The 12,857-nt window shown below is 34.7% G+C and carries 8 protein-coding genes; 2 read left to right on the top strand and 6 right to left on the bottom strand.

Annotated elements, in window-relative coordinates; all coding sequences use genetic code 11:
* Window positions 1-129 precede the first annotated feature (129 nt).
* Window positions 130-2,763 carry a valine--tRNA ligase gene (locus LNP22_RS10690; RefSeq protein WP_229973445.1) on the bottom strand — a complete coding sequence of 878 codons (2,634 nt, stop codon included), beginning with the start codon at window positions 2,761-2,763 and terminating at the stop codon, window positions 130-132.
* A 337-nt stretch (window positions 2,764-3,100) separates the two neighbouring features.
* Between LNP22_RS10690 and LNP22_RS10685 the strand changes: the two genes are divergently transcribed.
* Window positions 3,101-3,481, top strand: a complete 381-nt coding sequence (locus LNP22_RS10685) for a DUF1573 domain-containing protein (RefSeq protein WP_229973444.1) — start codon at window positions 3,101-3,103, stop codon at window positions 3,479-3,481.
* An 87-nt stretch (window positions 3,482-3,568) separates the two neighbouring features.
* On the opposite strand, the gene LNP22_RS10680 is transcribed toward LNP22_RS10685, so the two are convergent.
* The 5 genes from LNP22_RS10680 to LNP22_RS10660 form a co-directional block, all read right to left on the bottom strand.
* Window positions 3,569-4,045 carry a hypothetical protein gene (locus LNP22_RS10680; RefSeq protein ID WP_229973443.1) on the bottom strand — a complete coding sequence of 159 codons (477 nt, stop codon included), beginning with the start codon at window positions 4,043-4,045 and terminating at the stop codon, window positions 3,569-3,571.
* A gap of 102 nt (window positions 4,046-4,147) precedes the next feature.
* On the bottom strand, window positions 4,148-6,298 hold the full coding sequence (locus tag LNP22_RS10675; protein WP_229973442.1) for an OmpA family protein: 2,151 nt from the start codon (window positions 6,296-6,298) through the stop codon (window positions 4,148-4,150).
* A 10-nt stretch (window positions 6,299-6,308) separates the two neighbouring features.
* Window positions 6,309-7,244, bottom strand: a complete 936-nt coding sequence (locus LNP22_RS10670; RefSeq protein WP_229973441.1) for a PorP/SprF family type IX secretion system membrane protein — start codon at window positions 7,242-7,244, stop codon at window positions 6,309-6,311.
* Between the two features lie 33 nt (window positions 7,245-7,277).
* On the bottom strand, window positions 7,278-9,908 hold the full coding sequence (locus LNP22_RS10665; protein WP_229973440.1) for a T9SS type B sorting domain-containing protein: 2,631 nt from the start codon (window positions 9,906-9,908) through the stop codon (window positions 7,278-7,280).
* A gap of 149 nt (window positions 9,909-10,057) precedes the next feature.
* Window positions 10,058-11,386 (bottom strand): PDZ domain-containing protein, encoded by a 1,329-nt coding sequence (locus tag LNP22_RS10660; RefSeq protein WP_229973439.1) that lies wholly within the window; start codon window positions 11,384-11,386, stop codon window positions 10,058-10,060.
* Between the two features lie 121 nt (window positions 11,387-11,507).
* Between LNP22_RS10660 and LNP22_RS10655 the strand changes: the two genes are divergently transcribed.
* Complete coding sequence (locus LNP22_RS10655; protein ID WP_229973438.1) at window positions 11,508-12,704, top strand: pyridoxal phosphate-dependent aminotransferase; 1,197 nt, start codon at window positions 11,508-11,510, stop codon at window positions 12,702-12,704.
* Window positions 12,705-12,857 lie beyond the last annotated feature (153 nt).

Raw genomic sequence — 12,857 nt, 5'->3', positions numbered from 1 at the left:
CAATTCCTTTAATTTGAATGCATAAAAGAGCCTCTTTTTGCCCCTAAATTCAAATCATTTATTATTAAAAAAAATCCCAATACTAAAAATTTAGTATTGGGATTTTATATTAAATAGAAATGGTAAATTTTATTTCAAACCAGCCAAACTTTGCTCGATGGTAGCAATTTTTGCCAAAGCATCTGCTTCTTTTTGTTTTTCGTTGGCCAACACTTTTTCTGGCGCTCCGGCAACAAATTTCTCGTTGGATAATTTTGCCTGAACCGATTTTAAGAAACCTTGCGTATACACCAACTCTGCCGTCAATTTGGCTATTTCTTCTGCTACATTGATATTTCCTGAAATCGGAATGAAATATTCATTTGATTTTACACGGAAAGACAATGCGCCATCTACTTTGGCCGCAACATATTCGAAAGCTGAAATATTTCCTAGTTTTGTTACGATGGTATCAAAATAAGTCGAAAGATTCTCGCTGTTGATAGCTTTTAGTTCGATGCTATCTTTAAACGGAATATTTTTGTCTTTTCTGATGGTTCTAATTCCTGAAATTACTTCGATAGTACTTTCAAAATCAGTAATTAAACTAGCGTTGAACGGTTTTAATGCTGGCCAAGTCGAAACAATTAAAGCTTCTTCCGGAGTTCTGTCAGCAATTAAATGCCAGATTTCCTCTGTCAAGAAAGGCATGAAAGGATGTAACAACTTCAGGTTGATTTCTAACATTTCGATTGCTTTATCAAACGTAGCCTTATCAATAGGTTGTTGGTATGCTGGCTTGATCATCTCTAAAAACCAAGAGCAGAAATCATCCCAAACCAATTTGTAAATCGCCATTAATGCATCTGAAATTCTATATTTTTCGAAATTATCTTCAATGTCAACTAAGGTTTGCTGCAACTTCGCTTCGTACCATTCAATCGCCACTTTTGATGATTCTGGTTGCGGAATCGTTTCTGAAACTTCCCAACCTTTAATCAATTTAAAAGCATTGCATATTTTATTAGAGAACCCTTTTCCTTGGTTACACAATTCTTCGTCAAACATAATATCGTTTCCTGCAGAAGCGCTTAAAAGCAATCCTACACGCACACCATCTGCACCAAATTTTTCGATCAAGTCTAAAGGATCAGGAGAGTTCCCTAATGATTTAGACATTTTACGACGTTGTTTATCACGAACTAAACCTGTTAGATATACGTTGGTAAACGGTTTTTTGCCGGCATATTCGTAACCCGCAATAATCATTCTCGCTACCCAGAAAAACAAAATATCCGGACCTGTAACCAAGTCATTGGTTGGATAATAATATTTAAAGTCTTCACTTTCCGGATCCATAATTCCGCCAAAAACAGACATCGGCCACAGCCAGGAAGAAAACCAGGTATCTAAAGCGTCAACATCCTGTTTCAAGTCAGATGTTGTAAGTGAGCTGTTAGCCGTTTTTTCTTTCGCTAAAGCTAAAGCGTCTTCAATACTTTCTGCTACAACAAAATCTTCTTTTCCATCTCCATAATAATACGCCGGAATTTGTTGTCCCCACCATAATTGGCGAGAAATATTCCAATCGCGAATATTGTTTAACCAATGGGCGTAGGTATTTTCAAAACGTTTTGGGTGTAATTTAATATCGCCATCAACCAAAACCGATTGAATTGCGGGTTTTACTAAATCTTCCATTTTCAAAAACCATTGATCTGATAATCTTGGTTCGATTACCGCTTTGGTTCTTTCAGATGTCCCTACCTTATTCAAATGGATTTCAGTCTTTGCCAAAGCTCCAATTTCTTCTAATTCTTTTGCAATTTCGGTACGAACTACAAAACGATCTTTTCCTTGATAATGCAATCCGAAACTATTCAGCGTAGCATCTTCATTAAAAATATCAATAATTTCAAGATTGTGTTTTTCTCCTAAAGTTTTATCGTTCATATCGTGTGCCGGAGTCACTTTTAAACATCCAGTTCCGAACTCAACATCTACATATTCGTCTTCGATAATCGGAATTACTCTGCCACAAATAGGAACAATGGCGCTTTTACCTTTTAAATGTGCAAAACGTTCATCATTTGGGTTGATACAAATTGCTGTGTCACCAAAAATGGTTTCAGGACGTGTAGTTGCAATCGTCAAGAAATCTTCTGAACCTTCAATTTTATATTGCAAGAAAAATAATTTTCCTTGTTGCTCTTCATAAATAACTTCTTCATCAGATAAAGTTGTTTTTGCTTCAGGATCCCAGTTTACCATACGGTAACCACGATAAATTAGTCCTTTATTGTATAAATCGACAAAAGAGCGAATTACAGATGCTGACATATCAGGATCCATCGTAAATTTGGTTCTTTCCCAGTCGCAGGATGCTCCTAATTTTTTCAGCTGATCTAAGATTACACCGCCATATTTATGAGTCCATTCCCAAGCATGTGCTAGAAATTCTTCACGAGTCAAATCGTTTTTGTTGATTCCTTCTTCTTTTAATTTGGCTACTACTTTGGCTTCTGTGGCAATAGAGGCATGATCGGTACCCGGAACCCAGCAGGCGTTGAAACCTTTTAGACGTGCACGACGAATTAAAACATCCTGAATCGTATTGTTTAACATGTGGCCCATGTGCAAAACTCCTGTGACATTTGGTGGCGGAATTACAATAGTATAAGGTGTTCTATGATCTGGCTCAGAATGAAAATAATTATTTTTCATCCAGTAGTCATACCATTTATTCTCGATCGTTTTAGCGTCAAATTGTGCTGGAATACTCATTTATAGGTTGTTTATTCGTGGATATGTTGATTCGTTTAATCGTGTTATTGTTAATTTGTATAATTGTTAGTCGTTCCTTTTTTTAATTGATTTGATTATTTGTAAATGTTGTTATCATGCAAAAACAAATTAACGGTTGAACAAATTAATGAATCAACGGTTAAACAATCGAACAATTAAACAATTAAACAAAAAACTGGTTCAATTATTGTAATTATAACTGACAGCAAAAGTAAATAATTAAGTACACTATAAAAAACGAAATATTAACGAAATAATAATTTGTGTGTTAATTAAAACAATGTATATTTACTTACAACTTAAAAAACAATTTCAAATGAAAAATGTTGCCACTTTTATTATAATCCTATTGTTTAGTGCAATTGGTTATGCTCAAAACGGCCCAAAAATTGAATTTGCAGCCCCAGACAACACAATTGATTACGGAAGAATCTCAAAAACAGATAACGGACTTCGTTCATTCGAGTTTACTAATACGGGAGATACTCCTCTGTTAATCACCTCTGCAGAATCTACTATGAGTTCTGTTGTCGTAACAAAACCAGCTGCTGCTATTTTACCGGGAAAAAAAGGAAAAATCGATGTAAAATACAATATGGCTGTAGGCCCAATTCGTAAAACAATTACCGTAGAAACCAATGCTACTAACTACCCTGATGGTAGAGTTGCCCTAAAAATTAAAGGGGAAGTTTTATAAAAACATAGCCTATATTAATAACTAAAGCCGCTTCTTACAGTAAGAAGCGGCTTTTTTATGGATTTTTTTAATCTCTTTCTTTTTGAATTATTTACATGGAATACTGGTAAACTTATATTTTACACGATCAAAATCTATAGGCTGATCTTTTACCAAATAAGTAACTCCCATCGTAGTTTGCATAGTTCCGTTTCCTAAAATCAGTTGTTGATCACGTTTTAAAAATGCCATCGGATTTTTGAACGTTTTATTTTTATTTCCTTCTTCAATAAAAGTGTAATCAACGAATAAAGTGTCTCCACGAAATTCTCCTTGTATTTTACCAACTTTTTCAGCAGCCCCCGCAACTTTCATCACCATGTCTCCTCCTATTTTTCCGCTTTTTAAAGTGTTTAGTTTTAAATCAACAGTATCATTTTCGTAGATTGCCTGATAACAATCAACACTTACCGGTTTTTCTGCTTCAGCTTGAATGGCTTCCACCTCTTTAGGCGTTTCGTTTTTTTTACAGCTTTGAAGGACAATGCAAGACAAAATCAAGCAAGAAGTGACTAGAGTTCTCATAATTTAACTATTTTAAAGTGGTTTGTTATCTTATAAAGTTAAACAAAAAAGAAGCCTAAAAAAGGCTTCTCAATTAATTTTTTATTTTATTAAACAGAAAATTTATAAATCTTTGATCACAAATTCACTTCTTCTGTTCAACTCATGTTCTTCTTCTGAGCAAGCCTCATCTGTTTTGCATTTTATTATTGGTACAGATTCTCCATAACCTTTAGCAATCACTCTCTTTGCATTTATACCCGATTCTATTAAAAAAGCTCTGGTAGAAGACGCTCTTTTTTGCGACAAATCTTCATTAAACTTAGCATTTCCCCTCGAATCTGTATGCGAACCTATTTCGATAATCATATCAGGATATTTCTTCATTAGAGCTACAACGCGACCTAAAACAACTTTAGATTCTTTACGAATATACCACATATTGTAATCAAAATAAATAGGATCTGTTTTGATAATCAGCCTGTCTTTGTCGCGTACAACATCTTTTTCGTTGGCAATAATTTGATTGATTTTTTCCTTCTTCCTGGCTTGATCGGCCACAATTTGATCTGCTTTTGCTTTTTTCTCTTTTTCTTTCAAGTCAATAGCAGCAAGAACTTCTTTTTCTTTTTTCTCTTCTTCTATACGTTTTTCTTCTTTCTTCTGAGTTTCCTCGAGTTTCTTCTTCGTTTCTTCAATTTGCTTTTCTTCTTCTTTGATAACCTCTAAAGATCTGAGCGCCATCGAAGCATCATTGATAGCATTTCGAGTCGTTCCTATAACCAAAGACCTAGAATTGTTGGTGTAGTTTTCTTTGGCAGCCAAAACCACATAAGAAGCCTCACAAGGAACGGTAAAACTAAATTTTCCGTCAGCTGCGGTCGTAATCGAATTCAATTGCTTTTTAGTAGCGTCTTCCAAAATAACAGTTGCATTTTCCAGAGGTAATCTGGTATCAACATCGGTAATAATTCCGGCAATAAACTGTTTGCAATCTTCAACAACTAGCTCTTTTATTTCTTTCAATTGATAAATATCATCGCTTCCTTTTCCTCCTTCTCTATTGGAAGCAAAATAACCTTCTTTTGTATCCGAATCAATTATAAAAGAAAAATCATCCAAATTTGAATTTAAAGGCAAACCGACATTTACTGGTTTCGAATATTCTTTTCCTGTAATTTCAGAAACAAAAATATCCAAAGATCCATATCCCAAATGTCCCTCCGAAGAAAAATAAAGTTTGTTATCTTTTGATGCAAAAGGAAATTGCTCTCTTTTATCTGTATTGATATTAGGCCCCAAATTCTTCGGAGTATCAAACGCTCCTTTATTGATGTTTACCGAATAAATATCAAAAGAGCCCAATGTTCCTGGCATATCCGAAGCAAAATACAAAACGGTTTCATCTGCATTTAAAGCAGGATGTTCTACAGAATAATTAGCGCTATTAAAAGGAAGTGACGTTACATTTGTCCATTTACCATTAACCAACTCTGCCTTAAAAATTTGAAGATTCGAGATTTTTTGATCGTTTTTTGCTTTATGTCCGTTCTTAGAATTATTTCGTGTAAAATACATCGTTTTTCCGTCTTTTGTAAAAACGGCATTCGATTCGTGCATTCCTGTCTTTAATTCTTTTGCAAAATAATAGGTAATAGAATCATTGGTATTGCTGTTTTTTATTGGAATACTGACCAGATTCAGATAGGTTTCATTAATCCATTTGAACTTTTTATCAAACAATCCGGGTTTCAATTTTACTGCTGCAAAAACCAAACTGTCTCTGTATTGTACCGCTCCAAACTCAGAATTTGGCGTATTGATTGCCAGATTTTTTATTTCGTACCGATTACCAATAGCCGAAACATTTTCTAAGGTTTTTCTATTTTCTTCAAAAACGGCAACGTCTTCAGTATTGTCTGATTTCGAATAATATTCTCTGAGCGCCGCATTAGCATCATCGTAACTATTGCTTGCTCTTAAGGTCTGAGCATATCTGAAATAATAATTTCTGTCTAAATCCTGACTGTATCGCGTCATTAAAAGCCTGTAATAACGTTGTGCTTTTATGAGATCATTGGTATAATAATAAGAATCGGCGAGGTTTTTTATGATTTCCTGAGAAGGTTTTTCATCAGCCAGTTTTTGATATAAAGTAATGGCTTCTGCATAATATGTTTTATCAAAAAAACGCTTGGCTCTTGCCAAATCGTAATCCTGAGCATTTATAAACTGTATTGAAAATACGAATATAATAACGAGTAGTTTTTTCATATTTTTCATTTTAAAAGAATCTTGGTGATTTATCATAGCCTTTTCCTAACAAATCTAAATTAAAGAGCAACATAATTTCGTGTGTTCCCGAATTAAACTGACCTAAATTAGAAAGCGTATGATCGTAGGCATAACCAACCCTAAGCGATGGCGTAATGTTAATGTTCATCAATGCACTCACAGCATCATCTACTCGATATGCAGCTCCAAATTCAAATTTGTCATGATATAAAACGTTCGCTGTTACATCAAAAGATATCGGAGATCCTCCAACAAATTTTGACATAAATGCAGGTTTTAATTTGAAGCTATCGCTAATTTTAAAAACATATCCCGCCGTTAGAAAACCATGAATTTCTTCTGCTCCGTAAGCATTTATTCCTGATTTTTCTTCGATATGTTTTCCGTTTAATAAATTAGGAACAGACAACCCCACATAATAAGTATCTGTAAAGTAATAGGCCCCTACCCCAATATTTGGTCGGGTCACGTTTATATTTTCGGCGAAAGCCAAATCTGTAGCTACATTTCCGCTTTGTAAAACGAAGCCATTAAAGTTGGTCTGCAAAGACGTAAAACCAGCCTTTAGACCTAATGAAAGTTTGTGCCTACCCGCCAATTTTAGTACATAGGCAAAATCTGCATAAAAATTATTCTCTTTTTTGGCTCCATCCCCAATATCATCTGAAATTAATGAAGCTCCCAATTCTATTTTATCACTCAAAGCGGTATGCCCGAAAAAAGTAAATGTTTTGGGAGCACCAACAGCTCCAACCCATTGTGTTCTGTACAAACCGCCAACGTTAAGCATGGCTGCTGTGCCAGTAGCATAAGCAGGATTGACCACACTCATATTGTACATATAATGTGTGTATTCAGGATCTTGTTGTGCCGACATAGAGGATATATAAAAGAGGAAACTTATAAAAAGTAGTGTTTTTTTCATTTGAAAATTATATTAAATAATTGCAAAAAGGAATTATCGATTTAAATAAACACGTCCTTGCTGCGGACGTCTGTTGTCTTTATTAAAATTGACAATATAAAAATAGACTCCGTTTGGCACTATTCCGTTCCCAAAACCTGAGGCTTCATCATTTTTTCCGTCCCAGTCGGGTTTATTTTTATTTCCTTTAAACAGCACATTTCCATACCTGTTGAAGATTTCGATCGAATAATCCGGATATAAATAATTAATGTCCGGAATCGTAAAAGTATCGTTTACGTTATCACCGTTTGGTGAAAATCCGTCAGGAATAAAAAAGGCGTACTGCGAAGTATCACAATCAAACAATGAAACAGTAACCTCGAGCGTATTCTCTGAAATACAAGTTGTGATGGTAGAAAAATCAATTCCGTAATACGTTGCTTTGTCCGTAAGTAAACTGGTCGAAGCTAATAAATTTCCGTTATTTCGAGCATCATACCAAACTACTGTTGAAGGCACATTGGTATTATTAGATAAATCTGAAATTTTTGGATTTGCTAAACCGCAAAAATTTTGTCCATCCGGATTTAGTACCGGAGCTGGCGTGTCGTTTACAACAACCGTAATCATAGTCGCCGGCGAGGTACAATTGGCCAAAGATGTTTCTCTTAGATAATAATTCTCAGATTTTAAAACATAAGTATCGGCCAGAGCTGTTGTTGATGTATCAGAATTATACCATTTGTATTGAGCACCACTCGGACTTAAATTGGCAATCGTAGCACCATCTAATTTACAAAAAACCTGAGAATTGGTTGCTGTTGGCGCTATCGGAATAGGATTTATTAAAAAACTATCGAAAACATTGTTTAAATTAACATCGCAACTGGTGATATTATTGATCAAATTTGTACCTAAAATTACGGTAGCTCCAGTGTTTACAAGTAAATTGGAAGGAATTATAAAATCAATTTTTCCGTTCACAACCGGTAATGTAACCGTTTGTAATATAGACGAATTGCTCCCCGAAAGTACATACGAGAACGTGACATTTGTTAGGTTCCCTAATCCTGAAACGCTTGCAGTAACGGGATCATTAAAACAAACATCGTTTACCACTATTCTCACCGCAGCAGCATTTGGTAAAGGATTAATGATCAGATTTCCTTTTATGTTGGCTATATTAGTACAAAGAGTTGTATTGTTGGTAATATTGGTTATGGTTATGATTGATCCTCCGCTGTTACTATTTAGACTTGCAGGAATTACAAAACTAGAATTTCCACCAACCACGTTTATAATAGCTGTTTGTCCCAGTGCAAAATTATCGCCCGTTACATTATAAACAATAGTATAACTGCCATCTGCCAATCGAGAAGCATTTGAGAGAAGCACTAACGAACTTTTATTTTGGCACGTAGTAGTTGGTATGATGACAGCACCATCGAGATAAGGTAAAGTATAGACATTTAGATCATCTGCCAGATTATTAATGGTGTTAAAACATGCTCCCTTACTTGCCGTAGCAACAATATTGATAATATTTACGTTAAAAGTTCCGACTTGTCTAAAATACGTGGATGCAATTGGAAAACTAATTACGCCATTTACAAAATTTGCCGTTACCGTTTGCGTTCCACCGTTAGGTCCGGAGACATTAAAAGTAACTTTATATTCTCCATTAGGAATCGCCTCAACTCCCTGTGTGATTCTTCCCGAATAGGTTGCGGCAGAAATTTCATTCTCGCAAATATCTGATGAAACCACAAGTCTTGCACCAGTAAAATCAAGACTTTTTTCTATGGTAATGGTTAAACTCGAAGTTTTATCAGGGCAAATATTATTAGATGGCACAGAAACCGCGGTATAGGCATACGAATAATCCCCAGGTCCATTTGCATTATACAAGCTCTCAAGGTCGACATTGTGATCTGTTCCCGACGTTATTCCGGGCCCGCTCCATTGACCTGTACTATCTTGTCCGCTGATTAAATTATTCAGGTCATAATTGCTATAAGCAGACAAACCATTGCTTCCGCACAATAATAAATCATTTGTCGTTCCTGATTTTGGTGCTCTAAAAATACTCACAATTACTTTTATCGAAGTTGGGTTTGTGGGGCAAGCAGCTACTACAGGAACTGTATAAGTAAACTCAAAATCACCACTTATTCCAGAAATCGGAATGACTGATGGAACCACCTGACCCGCACTATTGGTCCAAATTCCATTAGAATGAGGCACCATAACGGTACTATTAAATGCTGTAAAAAGACTAAAGACTTCGCTGTCATTACATACTGTTGCATACGGAGCCGGAACTCCCGGATATGCTCCTATAGTAATAGTAACGGTAGATGTATTATCTGTGCAGCCTGAAGTGCTTGGTGCAGTATAGGTATATTGAAAAGTGCCGCCTCTGCGAATGACATGTCCGTTTAAAACTCCTGTTGAAGGATTCAAACCCCTTGATAATGAATCATCTGTCCAAGTCCCTCCCGGAGTTGGTGTTCCTCCTAATAAAGAAAACAAAGAGATGGATTTATTAACAGGATCCGAAATATCACAAATTGTAATGCTTGTATCATTTCCCGCACATTGGGCTGTAATATTTTGAGGAAATACAAACAAAAAAGCAAAAAAAAATGATATATGTAAGAAATTAATGTATTTTTTGATCATGTATTGTTAATTTTTTATAAAAATAACAAATTAATACTATCATTTACTGCAAAACTAAATTTTCTTGTTAAATTTTAATAAAAAGAAAGTGATCGTAAAAAATAATATACTGATAATCATAAAAATAGCTGCTTAACCAAAAATCATACCTACAATTGGTCTTCTAACCTGAAACGAAATTTTAAAACAACACTATTTCGTTCTACTTCAAGGTTAATCCAAATATCCTCTTCTGATTTTAATAAATTATTAATTTGCTGCAACGTAAACTTGTAAGGCTTTGCCGCATTGATACTAATAATTATATCTCCTTTTTTTAAACCACATTTTTCTGCTGCTGAATTAGGTCTGATATTAACTATTTCAAAAACAGGTTTTAGTACAAATTTGTATTTAAAATTATCAAAATCTTTATCATATCCCTGTTGAACTTCTTTCATCGACGAAACGACCTGTACCGTCTCTAAATGAACGGTTTCCTGAACCCATTGCAAGCCATTATGTTGCACTGTAATTCCGCTTTTATTGTAAGTAAAGGGTTCATTAAATTTATTGTTTTTCTTCAGGTATAACTTTTCATCTTCATAATCAAAAATTACCGTAAAGCGCTTTAAAATTTCTCCTCCTACAGAACCAATTCTATCCGTAACCATTTTTACATTTCGTATCGAAGTTGAATCCGGAAAAGAAACAATTGGATTCTTGAACTTGAAATCACCAATTGAAAATTCTGAAATCTTGGCGCGATGTCCCTCGATATCACCGCTAAATCCTTTTCCTAGAAAGTCAGGAAAATTCTTTTTTGGAAGTTTTATTTTATTATTGTCAAAAACCCAAAAAGCATCACTATTACCAATATCAATCAGTAATTTTGCGGGAACATCGCGACCATCAACAATGGCAGAACTGTAAATGTAAGGTTTAGATTTTTCGATGTTTATTGGTACCGATTTGAATTTTTTTTCCAGCTTCTTTTTCGTTCCTTCCTTGTTAAGATAAACAACTACTTTCTTTTTTTGATAATTGATTTCGACCAAATTATTCTTAAAAAACTTATGCCCGATAATGCCATTGACCGGAATTCCGATATGAGAGGATAAATTAAAATTTTGATCTAAAATAATATAAACCAAATGATTTTTCGACTTTAAGCCATGCGTTTCCAGCACATTATTAGCTGATTTTAAACCTTCAATATCATCTTCACTGCCCAAACCACGAAGCTTAATTTTTTCGACATTATAAAAAGTGACTTCCTGCTTTTCTTCCATGCTAAATAAAACAGTCTCTTCGACACCCGAATCCAGCAAAAAATTGAGTTCGACACCATTGACTTTTATCGGAATAAAAACGAGATTATTAATAAGTTTAATAGGTATTACTACCTTATTATGGCTACCTTCTATTAAAAAATTATCTTGTGCATTTAAAGGAAAAACTAAGAAAAGACCAAAAAATAAGACGAATATATTTTTCATTAACAATTTTTGAGATAAAATTAATAAAAATATTAATAATTGTTACATTTTTCTAAGTAAACGTATTGTTCTCGTTAAATTCGAAAAAAAAATGCAAATTTGCATTTCAATAATCAAACTCATGCCAACAATTTCAAGCAAAGGCAGAAACATGCCCGAATCACCGATACGTAAATTGGCTCCTTACGCAGACATCGCAAAACAAAAAGGACATAAAGTGTATCATTTAAACATTGGTCAACCCGATATCAAAACTCCGGAAGTGGCCTTGGAGGCGATAAAAAACATTGATTTAAGTCTTATAGAATACAGTCCGTCTGCCGGATATGAAAGTTATAGAAACAAATTAGCTAAGTTTTACCAACGTCAAAACGTAAATGTTAACTCAGAAGACATCATCATTACAACCGGTGGTTCCGAAGCTTTATTGTTTGCCTTGGCTACTATTACAGATCCAGGAGACGAAATTATTATCCCTGAACCTTTTTACGCCAATTATCATGCTTTTGCATCCTCAACCAGCGCAACCGTAGTTCCTGTAATTTCGACAATTGAAAGTGGTTTTGCATTACCAAGTATTGATATTGTTGAAAAATTGATTACACCCAAAACCAAAGCAATTTTAATTTGTAATCCTGGGAATCCAACGGGTTATCTATACTCAGAAGCCGAAATAAAGCAATTGGCCAGTTTGATCAAAAAGCACGATTTGTACCTGATCGCAGATGAAGTATATCGTGAATTTTTGTACGATGGAGACGATGTACATTTTTCTGTAATGAATCTCGACGATGTACAACAAAATGTAATTATGGTCGATTCGGTTTCAAAACGTTACAGCATGTGTGGCGCCAGAATTGGTTGTTTGGTGACCAAAAACAAAGACGTTTTGGCAACCGTAATGAAATTTGCTCAAGCTCGTTTGAGTCCGCCAACTATTGAGCAAATCGCCTGCGAAGCTGCAATAGACACTCCGCAGAGTTATTTTGATGAAGTGATTGCAGAATATAAAAGCCGTCGCGACACGCTCATAACCGAATTAAATAAAATTGAAGGTGTCATTGTAACGAAACCAAAAGGTGCTTTTTACTGCATAGCAGAACTACCCATAAAAAATGCCGATGATTTTGCACAATGGCTTTTAGAAAGTTACAATTTGAATGGCGAAACCGTCATGGTCGCTCCAGCCGCTGGTTTTTATTCTACCCCTGGTATGGGCCTTAACCAAGTGAGAATTGCGTATGTTTTGAATAAAAAAGATCTGATAAGTGCCGTAAATATTTTAAAAGAAGCGCTTTTGGTTTACAATAAAAAATAAGAAGTTAATAAAAATCAAACTTTCAAAAGGCAATAGCGCATTTCGTTATTGCCTTTTTTGTTGTGTAAGAATGAGCTCTTCATTCTAATTTAAATTATATTCAAAAAAGACCTATTAAATAGTAAAAACGATAGAAAAGGTTTGCTTTTTATT

Source organism: Flavobacterium flavipigmentatum, assembly GCF_020911905.1.
Classification (GTDB): Bacteria; Bacteroidota; Bacteroidia; order Flavobacteriales; family Flavobacteriaceae; genus Flavobacterium; species Flavobacterium flavipigmentatum.
The sequence above is the reverse complement of the archived record's forward strand: the minus strand, read 5'-3'. Positions and strand labels throughout refer to the sequence as shown.